The sequence below is a fragment of the Allomesorhizobium aridi genome (assembly GCF_043769475.1).
Lineage (GTDB): Bacteria > Pseudomonadota > Alphaproteobacteria > Rhizobiales > Rhizobiaceae > Allomesorhizobium.
Map to the genome: position 1 here is coordinate 4,399,072 of NZ_CP171729.1, position 14,011 is coordinate 4,413,082.

A 14,011-nucleotide genomic window follows, 5' to 3' on the forward strand; every position below is an offset into this window, starting at 1 on the left:
GCTGAACAGACCAAGGATGGGATCGCACGTGTCAAACTCTCTCGACAGCTTCAATTGCCGCAGAACGCTTCGCGCAGGCAGTTCGGAATACACGTACTACAGCCTGATCGAGGCCGAGAAGAACGGCCTGACCGGCATAGCGCAGCTGCCCTATTCGATGAAGGTGCTGCTCGAGAACCTGCTGCGCAACGAAGACGGCCGCTCCGTCACCAAGGCAAGCATCCAGGCTGTCGCCGGCTGGCTGACCGACAGGGGTTCGGCGGGCGTCGAGATCGCCTATCGCCCGGCCCGTGTTCTGATGCAGGACTTCACCGGCGTTCCGGCCGTGGTCGATCTGGCGGCCATGCGCGACGCCATGGCGTCGCTCGGCGGCAATCCGCAGAAGATCAATCCGCTGGTGCCGGTCGATCTGGTCATCGACCATTCGGTGATCGTCGACGAGTTCGGCACGCCGCTGGCATTCGCGCGCAATGTCGAGCTTGAATACGAGCGCAACCAGGAGCGCTACAAATTCCTGAAATGGGGCCAGCAGGCCTTCCGCAATTTCCGCGTCGTGCCGCCCGGCACAGGCATCTGCCATCAGGTCAACCTCGAATATCTCGGACAGGTCGTGTGGACCAACACCGAGGAAGGCGAAATCACCGCCTATCCGGACACCTGCGTCGGCACCGATCTCGCACACCACCATGATCAATGGCCTGGGTGTGCTCGGCTGGGGCGTCGGCGGCATCGAGGCCGAGGCCGCCATGCTCGGGCAACCGGTTTCCATGCTTTTGCCCGAAGTCATAGGCTTCCGCCTGACCGGGAAGCTCAAGGAAGGCGTCACCGCCACCGACCTGGTGCTCACCGTCACTCAGATGCTGCGCAAGAAAGGCGTCGTCGGCAAGTTCGTCGAATTCTTCGGCTCCGGCCTTTCCAACATGACGCTCGCCGACCGCGCCACCATCGGCAACATGGCGCCTGAATATGGCGCGACCTGCGGCTTCTTCCCGGTCGACGCCGAGACCATCCGCTACCTGAACATCTCCGGCCGCGCCGAAAGCCGAATCGAACTGGTCGAGGCATATTCCAAGGCGCAGGGGATGTGGCGCGAGAACGCCTCGGCCGACCCTATCTTCACCGATCTGCTCGAACTCGATCTCGGCGACGTGGTCCCGTCTATGGCCGGCCCGAAGCGTCCCGAGGGCAGGGTCGCGCTGGAAGACATTCCCGCGGGTTTCGCCAAGGCCATGGAAACCGAATACAAGAAGACCGTTGATGTGGCCAAGCGCTATCCTGTCGAGGCTGAGAGCTTCGATCTCGGCCATGGCGACGTCGTGATCGCCGCAATCACTTCATGCACGAACACCTCCAATCCGAGCGTTCTGATCGGCGCCGGCCTGCTCGCCCGCAATGCCAACCGGCTGGGCCTCAAGCAGAAGCCCTGGGTGAAGACCTCGCTGGCCCCCGGCAGCCAGGTGGTCGCCGAGTATCTGGAAAAATCCGGCCTGCAAAAGGAACTCGACCAGATCGGCTTCAACCTCGTGGGCTTCGGCTGCACCACCTGCATCGGCAATTCCGGCCCCCTGCCGGCTCCGATCTCCAAGACAATCAACGACAAGGGGTTGATCGCCTCGGCGGTGCTCTCCGGAAACCGCAATTTCGAGGGCCGCGTTTCTCCCGATGTCCAGGCGAACTATCTTGCCTCGCCGCCGCTGGTGGTCGCCTACGCGCTCGCCGGATCGGTGACGCTGGATCTGACCACCGAACCGCTCGGCGAGGACCGTGACGGCCGGCCGGTTTTCCTCAAGGACATCTGGCCGACCTCGCAGGAGATCGACGCGTTCATCGCCGAACACGTCACACGCGAACTTTTCGCGCGCAAATATGCCGACGTCTTCAAGGGTGACGAGAACTGGCAGAAGGTACAGGCCCCGGAGGGCCAGACGTATGCCTGGGAGGACGGCTCGACTTATGTGCAGAACCCGCCCTATTTCGTGGGTATGCACTCCCGTCCGGGCGCGGTCGGAGAAATCAAGGGCGCACGTGTCCTCGGCCTGTTCGGCGACAAGATCACCACCGACCACATTTCGCCGGCCGGATCGATCAAGGCGGCGTCGCCGGCCGGCAAATATCTGACCGAGCATGGCGTCGGCATTGCCGACTTCAATCAGTATGGAACGCGCCGCGGCAACCACGAGGTCATGATGCGCGGCACTTTCGCCAATATCCGCATTCGCAACCATATGCTGGGCGAGAACGGCCGCGAAGGCGGCTACACGATCCACTACCCTTCCAAGGAGGAGATGCCGATCTACGATGCGGCGATGCTGTACCGCACCGAGGGTGTGCCGCTCGTCATCTTCGCCGGCATCGAATACGGCAATGGCTCGTCGCGTGACTGGGCGGCAAAGGGTACCAACCTGCTCGGCGTCCGCGCCGTGATCGCGCAGTCATTCGAACGCATCCACCGTTCGAACCTGGTCGGAATGGGCGTCGTTCCCTTTGTCTTCGAGGAGGGCGACAGCTGGGCTTCGCTCGGCCTAAGGGGCGACGAGACGGTCACGATCGAAGGGCTCGAGACGATCCGCCCGCGCCAGAAGATGCTCGCGAAGGTGACGTTCGGCGACGGCACGGTAAAGAATATACCAATCCTCTGCCGCATCGATACGGTCGACGAACTCGACTATTTCCGCAATGGCGGGATTCTCCAGTACGTCCTGCGGGATCTTGCGGCCTGATACCGCCTGAGCGCATTCAGACCGCCGGGGACAATCTCTCCGGCGGTCTTATTTTGAGGGCCAGCGGGCGCGGCGCACCGTAACGAGCCGCAGCGGCGAGCAGGACCGCAAGCATCAGGCCGTTGAGCGAGTGCCACAGAAAGTGCGTGCCGAGCGGAAACGCATCGCAGACCTTGAGGTCGATTGCCCGGAACGTGACCGAAATCGCAAATATGCTGGCGGCAACGAGATTGTACCAGCCGGCTCGGCTGCCGCCTGCCAGTACCAGCGCACCGAAGAACAGCAGCGCCATGAAAGGCGGCAGATAGCCTGTCGAGCCGTTCGTGGCGATGCGCAGCCAGTCCGGAACCAGATAGGTGACAAGGCCGGCCGCCGCATAGAACGCAACGAAGACCGGCGCGGCCTTTTGCCAGCTCATCGCCAGGAAGCGGCGCAGATTCATCAAGGTGTAGGCAAGCGTGAAGCCGGCGATGGGCAGGACGTCGGCCCATTTGGTCAGTTCGTTGGCGTAAGTGTGGAACAGCGTGGAGCCGACGCCGATCGCCACGACCCACCATGCCAGAACCTCGGCGAAAGTGCCTGCGCCATGTCTCCGAACCTCGCGAACGCCCCAGACTCCAGCCGCGACGAACGCCAGATTGCTTAGCGCATTGATCGGCTCCGCCCAGAAGGCGGAGGTGGTCCGCTCGCAGTAGAGATCAATCTCGCTCATCAAAAAATCAAGCATGAGAACCCTGTTCGGACGAGCGATTTCACCGCAACGTGACTTCCCGTTGAAAGTGGCATCTGCCTATTGTTTCGGCAGCCATAAGAAATCCGGTTCCGCCGGCAATAACAAGTTGGAACGGTCATGACATTCCGATTCTTTTCCGCGCTCGCGGCGGCAATGCTGGCTGTGCCGATTTTTGCCGCCGCTGCGTCCGCGGAAGACGCCAAGCCACTCGGCGTCATCGAACTTTTCACAAGCCAAGGCTGCAGTTCCTGTCCGCCGGCGGACGCGCTTTTGGCCGAGATGGCGGCGCGCGACGATTTCGTGGCCCTTGCGTACCACGTGGACTATTGGGACTATCTCGGCTGGCGCGACACGCTAGGCAGCCCGGAGAACACGGCCCGCCAGCATGGATATGGCCGTTCGATGGGCATCCGGTCGGTCTACACTCCTCAGGCCGTCATCAACGGGCGCATCCATGTCAACGGTTCGAGCCGTTCGAAGATATCCGGCGCCGTCGAAGAGCTGAACAGATCGGGCCAGGGCCTCGGCGTTGGCCTCAGCGTCGCACGGACCGGCGAAAGCGTCGTGATCGAAGCCGAAGGCGCAAAGGGCGAGACGAAGAACGCTCACCTGGTGGTCGTCTACTTCGAGCCAACCCAGCCGGTCGTCATCGAGCGCGGCGAGAATGCCGGTCGCACCGTGACTTACTGGAACGCGGTGACCGACATACAGACTGCCGGAATGTGGCATGGCGAGGCGGCCCGTTTCGAATTGCCTGCCAGCGAAGTCGACAGGAAGGGCGGATGCGCGGTGCTGCTTCAGTCGGTCAGCAAGGAGGGTCTTCCCGGCCCTATCCTCGGCGCTGCCATGATTCGCAATCCAGGGAGCTAAGCCTAGGTTTTTTCATAATAAAAAACCGGCGCCTGCCAGAGCTGACACCGGTCAATGGATTTTGGGATCGTCGCGCTCGACCTTTCGCGAGAAAGGCCGAGGTTGGTTCGATCCGACGCAGACCCGTGGGCGGGGGGCTTGGGGTTACGAGCCGGTGCCGGACCGAACCGTCTCAGGCAACGAGGCTAAGTTCGTCGGACATTGGGGCGGTAGCTGGGATAAAAAAGGGCAGCAATGTGGCGATGAATCACCAATCAATTCAGTCTGTACACATTTGTGATTCCTTGCGTACGAATGCGACACTAGACATTCTCGATGACATTTTTCTGGGATTCGAAAAGCGCCGGGCTTGCATTTTTTGGGGGAAGCGCGACCTTTCCTTCGCAAAACCGTCACGAAAGGACCGTTTGCATGACTGATCGCGGTAATGGAGCGGAGGGTAGGGAAGACACCGCCATATTGATACCGCTCCATGAGGCAAGACGTGAACGGCTCGACCTCCCGATAAGCTTCGATCGCCGCGAACTCGACCAGTTGCTACGTCTCTACGGCCGGATGGTCGCCGCCAATGAATGGCGCGACTACGCCATCGATCACCTGAACGATCGCGCCGTCTTTTCCGTATTTCGCCGCGCCAGCGAAACGCCTCTTTTCCAGATTGTGAAAAACCCGAAGCTCGCCCGCAAGCAGGGCGCATTCAGCGTCGTGGCTGCCGGAGGCGTGATCCTCAAGCGCAGCCACGACCTTGCGCGCGTACTGGGCGTGTTCGACAGGGCGCTGAAATTGGTCCAGGCCTGATCCGCTCCGACAACTCGCCCGCATCCCGCCGTTTGAACGCGACAAAGTCCGCTGCGGGAACAGTCCGCGGCTTGATGGGTTGGCGTACGGCGTATAGGTACTTCCGATCCTGGGCACGGAAATCATGAGCAAGCCTGAGCCGATGAGCGCGCAAGATCGCAGGGAGCGCCAAAAGGCCGAACTGCGCGCCGAACTCCTGGCGGCGGCCCACGCCCTGGTCAGGGAAGAGGGCTATGAAGGCCTGACCATACGCAAGCTGGCCAAGCGCGTCGGATATGCGCCCATGTCGGTCTATTCCTACTTTGCCGACAAGCACGCCATCCTCCACGCCATCGCCGATGATGCGTTCGAAACCTTGGCGCAACGCTTGGAAAGGCAAGCCCCGGCAGAGCCGCTCGCCGCACTTCGCAAACTGATGACCGAATATGCGGCGTTCGGGCTGGAAAACCCCAATGAATACCGAACGGTGTTCATGACCGACGATCACACCCACGAACCCGACCAGACTGTCGCCCAGCCGGAGAAGCACAATCCCGCCCTGCAACTGCTGCTCAAGCGCGTTCAGGCATGCATCGACGCCGGAATATTCGAAGGTGACGTGCATGCCGTCGCCACGCTGTTGTGGACGTTCGGTCACGGCACCGTGTCGCTGCTGATCACCTTTCCCCACTATCCCTTCGGCGACCGCCAAAAATATTTGGAGGCTTCGATGGAGGTGGCCCTGGCGGGCCTGAAGGCGCATCCCGTGGGTCCCCTGACCCTGCAGGAAGAACGCTGCTGACGAAGCGGCCCCCTCACCAGCTTCTTCTCCTGCCCTGGACCGCGTATCACGAAATATTTTCGTACGCGTACGCCATTCCCCTTGAATCCAGATTCCGCTCTCCGTATTTGTACGTTGTGGCGTACATGTACGCACAAAAATGGAGAACGACAATGAGAACTACAGCCCTCGCTTTGGCCGCCATTCTGGCGCTGTCCGGCACGGCAGCTGCAAACGATTTCGCGGCGACCCTGCATTACCCGGAAGCGGCTTCCCGCACACAGGCTGAACGTAAGTCGCTCGACTATTCGGCTACGCATTCAATTATGCGCCGGGATATTTCGCGCAGCGCGGCCCCGCGATCCCACAAGGAAGAGGCGCCGACGGCCGAAAGCCAGCGCAGCGGCATCGAAATCAACCCGTGGATCGTTCCGAGCTTTCATTGAGGCTGCGGACTTCGCGATATCCGGGATCCGGAAAAATGAAAGCGGCGGGCAAATGCCCGCCGCTTTGTTCCTGGCACGCAGGTAAGATTTACTCGGCGGCGGCTTCTTCGGCCAGTGCCGGGGCAGCGGCAGCGGCGGCCGCCTCTTCCTGCGCCTTCTTGATGGCGTCGATGCGCTCCTGCGCCTTCTTGCCCGGAAGCGCCTTCTCGGGGTTCACCCGGGCCTCGCGCTTCGAAAGGCCAGCCTCGTCAAGGAAGCGCGCGACGCGGTCGGTCGGCAGCGCGCCGTGGCCGAGCCAATGCTTGATGCGGTCGGCGTCGAGCTTCACGCGCTCACCGCCTTCGCGCGGCAGCAGCGGGTTCCAGGCGCCGACGGTTTCGATGAACCGGCCGTCGCGCGGGCTGCGCACATCGGCGATGACGATGTGGTAGTAGGGGCGCTTCTTGGAGCCCGCTCGGGCCAGACGAATTTTCAGTGACATTTTCTTCTCCTGCAGTCCTGTTTGATAGTGGTTCGGTTTGTCTATTCGCCGCTCTTCGCGACTGAATTCGTGATGTCGCCGCCATTGCCCGATGACGCGAGCATTTCGTGATGGCGGATGACCTCGCGGATGATAAAATTCAGGAATTTCTCCGCGAAGTCGGGATCGAGGTGAGCGTCGTCGGCAAGCCGGCGCAGCCTTGCTATCTGGGCCTGTTCCCGCGCCGGATCGGCCGGCGGCAATCCGTGGGTCGCCTTCAGGACGCCGACCGCCTTGGTGCGCCGGAAGCGCTCGGCGAGCATGTGGATAAGCGCGGCGTCGATATTATCGATCGAGGCGCGCAACTCTCTGAGAAGAGCTTGCGGATCGTCGTTCATCGCACTCATTTCTTCTTTCCCAGACCCGGCAAACCGCCGCCGCCAAGGCCGGGCAGCTTCATGCCGCCCGGCAGACCGGGCAGACCGCCGCCTCCCATTCCTGAAAGATTGCCCGGCAAGCCCTTGCCGAGGCCCGCCGCCTGGGCTTGCTTCTGCAAGGCTTCAAGTTGCTTCGGATCCATCTTGGAGAGGTCAGGCATGCCGCCCATTCCACCCATGCCGCCCGCAAGCCCGCCGAGGCCCATCTTGGATGCAAGACCGCCCATCATGCCGCGCATAAGGCCGCCGCCCTTGCCCTTGCCGCCCATGGCTTTCATCATATCGGCCATCTGGCGGTGCATTTTCAGAAGCTTGTTGATCTCGGCAGCGTCAGTGCCCGAACCCGCGGCGATGCGCTTCTTCCGCGAATGCTTGAGCAGGTCGGGATTGGCCCGCTCCGCCTTGGTCATGGAGCGGATAATCGCGATCTGCCGGCCAAACATCCTGTCGTCGAGCCCGGCGGCGGCCATCTGGTCCTTCATCTTGCCCATGCCAGGCATCATGCCCATGATGCCGCCCATGCCGCCCATCTTCTGCATCTGGCCGAGCTGGTCGGCGAGATCGTTCAGGTCGAACTTGCCCGACTGCATCTTCTTCGCCATCGCCGCGGCCTTTTCCGCGTCAATGGTTTCGGCTGCCTTCTCGACCAGCGAGACAATGTCGCCCATGCCAAGAATGCGGTCGGCGATGCGCTTGGGATGAAATTCCTCCAGCGCATCCATCTTTTCACCGGTGCCGATCAGCTTGACCGGCTTGCCGGTAACTGCGCGCATCGAGAGCGCGGCGCCGCCGCGTCCGTCGCCGTCCATGCGGGTGAGGATCAGGCCGGTGATGCCGACGCGCTCGTCAAAGCTTTTGGCAAGGTTGACGGCGTCCTGGCCGGTGAGACTGTCGGCGACGAGCAGGATTTCGTGCGGCGAGGACACCCGCTTGATGTCGGCCATTTCGGCCATCAGCGGTTCGTCTATGTGCGTGCGGCCGGCCGTGTCGAGAATGACGACATCGTGGCCGCCTAGCTTGGCGGCCTGCACGGCCCGCTTGGCGATGTCGACCGGCGACTGGCCGGCGACGATCGGCAGCGTCGCCACCTTGGTCTGCTCGCCGAGCTGGCGCAATTGCTCCTGGGCGGCCGGACGGCGCGTGTCGAGCGACGCCATCAGCACCTTCTTGCCTTGGCGCTCGCTCAGACGCTTGGCAATCTTTGCGGACGTCGTGGTCTTGCCCGAGCCCTGCAGGCCGACCATCATCACGACCACGGGCGCCGGCGCATTGAGGTCGATCGTCTGGCCTTCGCTGCCAAGCATCTCGACCAGTTCGTCGTGAACGATCTTGACGACCATCTGGCCGGGCTTGATCGACTTGACGACGGCGGCACCCACCGCTTTGGCCCGGACCTTGTCGACGAAGGAGCGCACGACATCGAGCGCCACATCGGCTTCGATGAGCGCACGGCGGACCTCGCGCAGCGCCGCCGCTACGTCGGACTCCGACAGCGCGCCACGGCCGGTCAGGCCGTTCAGAATTGAACCCAGTCGCTCTTGCAGCGATTCGAACATCGTTCTTCCTTGTGTCTCTGATCGGTTTCCCGTCCAGAGGTAATGTCTCCGCACCTGAGAGCCAAGCTATAGCCAAAGCCAAAAAGCACCCGGGGGCGCATCGCGCTGCCGGGTGTTGGCCTCCGGGATCTATTTATACCTCTAAGGGTCCCGGTCGGCTGCTCGGAGTTCTTACTCGTCGCGGAATTGAGCGCGATAAACAGGAAAAGAGCCGCCGAGTCAAGGCGACCAGCCTGCCGTCGCCTTTACGTCAGCGGGCGTCTTCAGTTAGATTGTAACAGGAAACGCAAAGATAGCCCGATGCTCGCACGAACGGGGGTTGATCTTCGGCAGGCCGACGGCTTGCGTTGGCGAAGCTTGGCCTTGTTGGAAGCGCCATGCTGAACATCCGTCCCGAGCAGATGGCAATCTTCGAAAAAGACGGTGCTCGTCGTTTCGAAGACGAGATGCTGGCTCACAGCAAGGAATTTTCCCCGAGGCTCTGCGAGTTGATCGGCGACGATCAGTTGCGGGTAGCGCTCAAGAAATCCATCGGGCGGGCCAAGGAATACGGGTTTTCCAATCGCGGCCCGATCCGGCTCTATATCGAGCTGATGTTCCTCACCGGCAGCGATTTCGACACCGATCCGCAATATCCCGGCCTGGGCGAGGTATTGCGGGGGCGAGGCGCCGAGATGGTTCGCGCCGAGCGCATTTTCGAGCGTATCAACGACTACCGCGAAAACGTCTCCGGCGAGTATGGCGTCAACGCTCGCAAGGCGCTCGCCTATCTCGCGGATTTCGGGCGCCAGCCCGATCCGTTCACCGAGGATGGGCTGGTGTCGCAGCTGCTCGCCGGCATGCGTGCATCCTTTCCGCTCAAGGCTAACTATCTTGGCGAACCTGCGCTGCTGCAGCTGATCGCCGAGGGCCGCGCCGCCGCGCAACGCTATGGCCTGAAAGGCGCCCGCGCCGAGGCGATGATCGTCATCCTGATGTTCGCTTTCGGCCATGGCTGCGTTGCCGATCCGCTCTATCCCTGGATCTCGCAGGTGCTGACCGACGAGCGCATCACCAGTGCCGAGGCGCGCGGACAGCGCCTCGAGCGCAAGGCGCTGACCTGGCTCGATCACGTGCTGGCACGACCGCTGCCGGGAGGCGAGGCATGACCGACTCGAAGCCCGCAACCTCGCCAACGGCCGGAGGCGGGGCAAACCCGGCCAGCGGCTGCGTGGCCCCGTGTCCGGCGGCCAAGTCATACGCAACCGCGGAAGAAGCGGCGATTGCCGCCATGAAGGAGGCAAATCCGAAGTCGGTGGCTGAGGGACGTGAGTATGGAGGATGGGTGAGGAAGAACAGCGACGGCACTTTTTCGTATGATCCTCCCGTAAAAGGTTCCAAGGATGGCCTAACAAACATGCCTGCAAAGGGTGCATCGGATGTAGTCTGGTACCATACTCATGGAGCTGCCGATCCAGGTTATGATAACGAAAACTTCTCCGGTGCGACGGGCGACAAGGGCTACAGCAAGGCAAACAACGCCACCGGCTATGTTGCCACACCGAGTGGAGCCATCAAAAAATACGACCCGTCGACCGATACTGTCACCGTCTTAGGCGATACCGCCCCACCCTAAAATTCGGGAGTCTTCGACATGATGCATTGTAACATCAAGCTCTTACACCTTCGGCAGGGGCAGATATGAAAAACTTGCTCTTTATATCTCTCATACATCTGATACAAAATCCGGAGATATACCACCAAAAGCAAGTTAGAGTAGTCGCTTTTGCATCCATGGAGTTCGAGAGTAAGGCTATCTATGTTTCTAAGGAGGATCTTGATAACGCTGTGACGAAGAATGCTATTTGGTTAGAAGCCAGCATTACGGAAGAAACGCGGCGTCTGCATAGAAAGTATGTGATAGTTGAGGGAAGTTTTAATAGGGACAACCTTGGACACCTCCAGATGTATTCTGGAGCGATCGAAAACATTACGAGAATTGATCTATGGAAAGGTGACCGCAGGTCAGATTGACCCTTTCGGTGTCGTCTCGAGCCTTTGCTGCGGTCGTTCTGCATTTAGGCCTACGCCAAAAACCGCCGGGCAATGACGCCCGGCGGTTGCTATCGTTGCCTGTACGGTCCGGTCAGCGCATCACATAAACGATCCGGCGCGAACTCGGCTCGACCAATACCGGCTGGTTGTTCACATTGACGTAGCGGTATTCATAGTCGGGAATTTCGCGCAGTTCGACAGTTTCGGGCAGGCTCGCGCCGACCACGACTTCACCCTCCAGAAACACGGGATCGCCCCGGTTGGAGGTGACATAGGTGCGTACCTCGGGCGGAGGCTCCGCTGCAGCGCCCGTGGCGCCGCCGAGAGCCACGCCGGCAACGCCGCCGACAGCCGCACCGACAGGGCCGCCTATGATGGCGCCGGTAACCGCGCCCGTAGCGCCTCCGACGACTGCGCCTTCTGCGCCGCCGTCACCGGACGGGGCCGTGATCACCCTAACGGAATCGGCTGGGCGCTCCGTCAGAACCACCTGTTGGCCGCCGAAATTGCCTGTCAGGTAGTCGGAATAGACCCAGCCCTGACCACCGGCTTCGGCTACGGAGCACCATTTGCTGCCCGCGATGCAGCCATTCAACGTCGTCGCCTGCCCGGCGCCGAGCACCCCGATGACAGGATGGTTCGGACCTGGACCCGCGCGCACGTTGAGATCGGTGGTTGCGGTGACCGATGTCTGCGCAAGTGCGGAAGCCGACATTGCGAACAATGCGGCGGCCGCGGCGGAAATCAGAAGTTTCGGTTTCATGGCTAAAGACTCCGTCGATTCGATTGCATCGTCCCGTCTGGTACTAAACGGGACCGAACCGGTTCTGTTCCCGCCAAGGCAGGACTGCGGGCTGACGGATCATTACGCCTGTTTTACAGCCAAACCGGCGGGATCAGCGCCGATCGGTCAGCCGTCCGTGCACGAAACGGAGCTTGGCCGCCGCGCGTTCCGAGATGACGAACGGTCCGGTCGGCGGGATCATGTCGTGGCGAGCTTGACGGCAACCTGCCTTGCAACCGCATCGCCTGAGAGCCTTGCGCCGCCGCAAGTCTGGATCAGCGAGCCGGCCAGCGCCTCCCCCGCGAACCAGATGCGTTCGGCGACCGGCTCCATCAGTGTATTGCGCGCACCCGCCCGGCCCGGCCTTGCCGCGGCATAGGCACCCCGGACGAAGCGCTCGCCGCCCCAATTGGTCATTGTAGCGCGGCCGACATGCTTTCGCACGCCGCTGCCGAAAATCCCGCAGAGCCTGTCGGTGACGAAATCGACGCCGGCCGCCTCGCCAGCCGCGGACATTTCCCAGGCAAAGTCTCCGCCAACGAAGCCGACCATGAGATCGGTGTCGAACGGAAAGCACAGGAAATAGATGTCGTGACGAGCCCGCCTTTCGATCAGCAGGTCGTCGAAGGGCGACAATCCGAGCCGGGTTCCCCTGATCTCGACAGGCAGCTTGGTCAGCATCCCCATCGGCAGGTCGAAGAATGCCTCCATGACAGCGTCGGGCAGAACCGGCGAGAATTCGATCTCCTCGAACGCCAAGACCGCCGGCGAAACCGTGACGATGACGGCTCTGGCGCGGATCGTCCCGCGATCGGTGACGCAGGCGACGCCGGGCGCATCCCAAATGATTTTCCGCACCGGCGTCGACAACTCGACCGGAACATCGGCCCCGAACTGCGCGACCAGCGCGCCAAACCCTTCCTTGGTGAAGTAGTTCGGGTCGAGATCGGCCGCCGCGCGAAAGTCCTCGATCGATATCTCGTCGTAGTCCTGGCCAAAATCCATAGGCCCGGCAAATGTAGCCGCCGCTCGCGGCGCGCGGCCGGAGGCAAGCAGCAACGACACGGCGCCATCGGTCCCGCGCCACTTTTGCAGCGCCGCCGACATCTCGTAGTCGGCGCGCTGCATCTCCGCCTCTTCTTCTTCCAAGGCCTTGCGTTTGCCGTAGTAGAGGTGGTCGGCATTCATGTCGTGATGGTGAAGGGTCCAGCCGGCGGCTTCGGCTTCCGGAAAATAGGGATTGCGGTCCGCAGCATGAATCCAGGCGCAGCCGATGTCGAAGGGCACGCCGAAATGCTCCGTCGAGGTCCATGCCCTGCCGCCGATACGGTTCATCGCCTCCAGAACAGTGAAGCTAAGCCCCGCGCTCCGCAGGGTCTTGGCGGCGGCGAGACCGGCAGAACCAGCCCCGACAATTGCGACATCAACGTCTGTCATGACTTATTGAGCCCCTTGCCACATTATATACTTGATCGTAGGGAAGTTCTTCGGCGTTCGCCAGCGGTCCGGCGCCAGTATTGTCTTGGCGGCGGCGAGGTGCGATTGGCCGGCAGGCGCCCTTCGGGGACTGATTCGGGCAAACCAGGAGAACATCATGGCAATTTTTGCCAAAGGAAAAATTTTCGCCGCCGCATTCGCCATGCTCGGCGCGGCGGCAGGCGGCGCCGAGGCCGCCACCTGCGGTAACAAGGCAGCCGGCTTCGAGAACTGGAAGCAGGAATTCAAGCAGGAAGCCGCCGCCCGCGGCATCGGCGGCAATGCGCTGCAGGCGCTGGACAACGCCAGATATGCGACCAAGACCATAAATGCCGACCGCAACCAGAAAAGCTTCAAGCTGTCCCTCAGCCAATTCATGGCAAAGCGCGGCGGCAAGACGATCGCCTCGAAGGGCAAGAGCCTGAAGAAGCAGAATGCGGCGCTGTTCGCCAGGATCGAGCAGCGTTACGGCGTCCCGGCTGGGCCTCTGCTGGCAATCTGGGGTATGGAGACCGGCTTCGGAGGTTTCCTCGGCAACCAGAACACCGTCTCCGCGGTAGCAACGCTTGCCTATGATTGCCGCCGCACGGAATTCTTCACCAACCAACTCTATGCCACGTTGCAACTCGTCCAGAACGGCACGCTGAGCCCGTCGGCGATCGGTGCGGCGCATGGCGAGATCGGACAGACGCAGTTCCTGCCGGTCAATGTGCTGAAATACGGCGTCGACGGCGACGGCAATGGCCGAATCGATATGGTCAGATCGAAGGCCGACGCGCTCGCCTCGACCGCCAATTTCCTGCGCGGCCATGGCTGGCGAGCCGGCGGCGGCTATCAGCCTGGCCAAGCCAATTACGGGGCGATCCAGGGCTGGAACTCCGCCAGCGTCTACCAGCAGGCGATAGCCATCATCGGCGCAGAAATCGACGGCCAGTAA

The 14,011-nt window shown here is 61.7% G+C and carries 13 protein-coding genes and 1 pseudogene; 8 read left to right on the forward strand and 6 right to left on the reverse strand.

Features of this window, described 5'->3' with window-relative positions; translation table 11 throughout:
* The first annotated feature begins 16 nt into the window (after positions 1-16).
* Positions 17-2,720 (forward strand): annotated as a pseudogene (gene acnA, locus ACG873_RS23770) (aconitate hydratase AcnA).
* Positions 2,721-2,736: 16 nt separating this feature from the next.
* On the opposite strand, the gene ACG873_RS23775 reads toward acnA, so the two are convergent.
* On the reverse strand, positions 2,737-3,432 hold the full coding sequence (locus tag ACG873_RS23775) for a ceramidase domain-containing protein (protein WP_394888191.1): 696 nt from the start codon (positions 3,430-3,432) through the stop codon (positions 2,737-2,739).
* Positions 3,433-3,570: 138 nt separating this feature from the next.
* Between ACG873_RS23775 and ACG873_RS23780 the strand changes: the two genes are divergently transcribed.
* The 4 genes from ACG873_RS23780 (at position 3,571) to ACG873_RS23795 (ending at position 6,327) form a co-directional block, all read left to right on the forward strand.
* A complete protein-coding gene (locus tag ACG873_RS23780; RefSeq protein WP_394888193.1) occupies positions 3,571-4,323 on the forward strand; it encodes a DUF1223 domain-containing protein in 753 nt (250 codons plus the stop codon).
* A 411-nt stretch (positions 4,324-4,734) separates the two neighbouring features.
* On the forward strand, positions 4,735-5,121 hold the full coding sequence (locus ACG873_RS23785; protein ID WP_394888196.1) for a DUF2794 domain-containing protein: 387 nt from the start codon (positions 4,735-4,737) through the stop codon (positions 5,119-5,121).
* A gap of 124 nt (positions 5,122-5,245) precedes the next feature.
* Positions 5,246-5,902: a TetR/AcrR family transcriptional regulator gene (locus ACG873_RS23790; RefSeq protein WP_394888198.1), complete on the forward strand. Its 657-nt coding sequence runs from the start codon at positions 5,246-5,248 to the stop codon at positions 5,900-5,902.
* Between the two features lie 152 nt (positions 5,903-6,054).
* Positions 6,055-6,327: a hypothetical protein gene (locus tag ACG873_RS23795; protein WP_394888201.1), complete on the forward strand. Its 273-nt coding sequence runs from the start codon at positions 6,055-6,057 to the stop codon at positions 6,325-6,327.
* Between the two features lie 88 nt (positions 6,328-6,415).
* Here the strand turns inward: ACG873_RS23795 and rpsP are convergent, their stop codons facing one another.
* From rpsP to ffh, 3 genes are read right to left on the reverse strand one after another with little or no spacing between them, the layout of a single operon-like run.
* Positions 6,416-6,808: a 30S ribosomal protein S16 gene (gene rpsP / locus ACG873_RS23800; RefSeq protein WP_394888203.1), complete on the reverse strand. Its 393-nt coding sequence runs from the start codon at positions 6,806-6,808 to the stop codon at positions 6,416-6,418.
* A 41-nt stretch (positions 6,809-6,849) separates the two neighbouring features.
* Positions 6,850-7,194 carry a chorismate mutase gene (locus ACG873_RS23805; protein ID WP_394888205.1) on the reverse strand — a complete coding sequence of 115 codons (345 nt, stop codon included), beginning with the start codon at positions 7,192-7,194 and terminating at the stop codon, positions 6,850-6,852.
* On the reverse strand, positions 7,191-8,780 hold the full coding sequence (ffh, locus tag ACG873_RS23810; RefSeq protein ID WP_394888208.1) for a signal recognition particle protein: 1,590 nt from the start codon (positions 8,778-8,780) through the stop codon (positions 7,191-7,193). Before ffh ends, ACG873_RS23805 begins: the two co-directional genes overlap by 4 nt.
* Positions 8,781-9,157: 377 nt before the next feature.
* Here ffh and ACG873_RS23815 point away from each other — a divergent pair, with 377 nt between their 5' ends.
* Entirely contained in the window at positions 9,158-9,928 is a 771-nt protein-coding gene (locus ACG873_RS23815) for a hypothetical protein (protein ID WP_394888210.1), read from the forward strand.
* Complete coding sequence (locus ACG873_RS23820) at positions 9,925-10,395, forward strand: DUF4329 domain-containing protein (RefSeq protein ID WP_394888212.1); 471 nt, start codon at positions 9,925-9,927, stop codon at positions 10,393-10,395. The genes ACG873_RS23815 and ACG873_RS23820 overlap by 4 nt, the downstream gene beginning before the upstream one ends.
* A 510-nt stretch (positions 10,396-10,905) precedes the next feature.
* On the opposite strand, the gene ACG873_RS23825 is transcribed toward ACG873_RS23820, so the two are convergent.
* Positions 10,906-11,577: a DUF1236 domain-containing protein gene (locus ACG873_RS23825; RefSeq protein ID WP_394888214.1), complete on the reverse strand. Its 672-nt coding sequence runs from the start codon at positions 11,575-11,577 to the stop codon at positions 10,906-10,908.
* A gap of 219 nt (positions 11,578-11,796) precedes the next feature.
* On the reverse strand, positions 11,797-13,035 hold the full coding sequence (locus ACG873_RS23830) for a flavin monoamine oxidase family protein (protein ID WP_394888216.1): 1,239 nt from the start codon (positions 13,033-13,035) through the stop codon (positions 11,797-11,799).
* A 157-nt stretch (positions 13,036-13,192) separates the two neighbouring features.
* Here ACG873_RS23830 and ACG873_RS23835 point away from each other — a divergent pair, with 157 nt between their 5' ends.
* Positions 13,193-14,011: a lytic murein transglycosylase gene (locus ACG873_RS23835; protein ID WP_394888219.1), complete on the forward strand. Its 819-nt coding sequence runs from the start codon at positions 13,193-13,195 to the stop codon at positions 14,009-14,011.

Coding starts and splice junctions, on each gene's coding strand:
- ACG873_RS23785 (WP_394888196.1), top strand. CDS start 4,735: ATGACTGATCGCGGTAATGGAGCGGAGGGTAGGGAAGACACCGCCATA.
- ACG873_RS23835 (WP_394888219.1), top strand. CDS start 13,193: ATGGCAATTTTTGCCAAAGGAAAAATTTTCGCCGCCGCATTCGCCATG.
- ACG873_RS23825 (WP_394888214.1), bottom strand. CDS start 11,577: ATGAAACCGAAACTTCTGATTTCCGCCGCGGCCGCCGCATTGTTCGCA.
- ACG873_RS23780 (WP_394888193.1), top strand. CDS start 3,571: ATGACATTCCGATTCTTTTCCGCGCTCGCGGCGGCAATGCTGGCTGTG.
- ACG873_RS23815 (WP_394888210.1), top strand. CDS start 9,158: ATGCTGAACATCCGTCCCGAGCAGATGGCAATCTTCGAAAAAGACGGT.
- ACG873_RS23795 (WP_394888201.1), top strand. CDS start 6,055: ATGAGAACTACAGCCCTCGCTTTGGCCGCCATTCTGGCGCTGTCCGGC.
- ACG873_RS23775 (WP_394888191.1), bottom strand. CDS start 3,432: ATGAGCGAGATTGATCTCTACTGCGAGCGGACCACCTCCGCCTTCTGG.
- ACG873_RS23805 (WP_394888205.1), bottom strand. CDS start 7,194: ATGAGTGCGATGAACGACGATCCGCAAGCTCTTCTCAGAGAGTTGCGC.
- ACG873_RS23790 (WP_394888198.1), top strand. CDS start 5,246: ATGAGCAAGCCTGAGCCGATGAGCGCGCAAGATCGCAGGGAGCGCCAA.
- ACG873_RS23820 (WP_394888212.1), top strand. CDS start 9,925: ATGACCGACTCGAAGCCCGCAACCTCGCCAACGGCCGGAGGCGGGGCA.
- ffh (WP_394888208.1), bottom strand. CDS start 8,780: ATGTTCGAATCGCTGCAAGAGCGACTGGGTTCAATTCTGAACGGCCTG.
- rpsP (WP_394888203.1), bottom strand. CDS start 6,808: ATGTCACTGAAAATTCGTCTGGCCCGAGCGGGCTCCAAGAAGCGCCCC.
- ACG873_RS23830 (WP_394888216.1), bottom strand. CDS start 13,035: ATGACAGACGTTGATGTCGCAATTGTCGGGGCTGGTTCTGCCGGTCTC.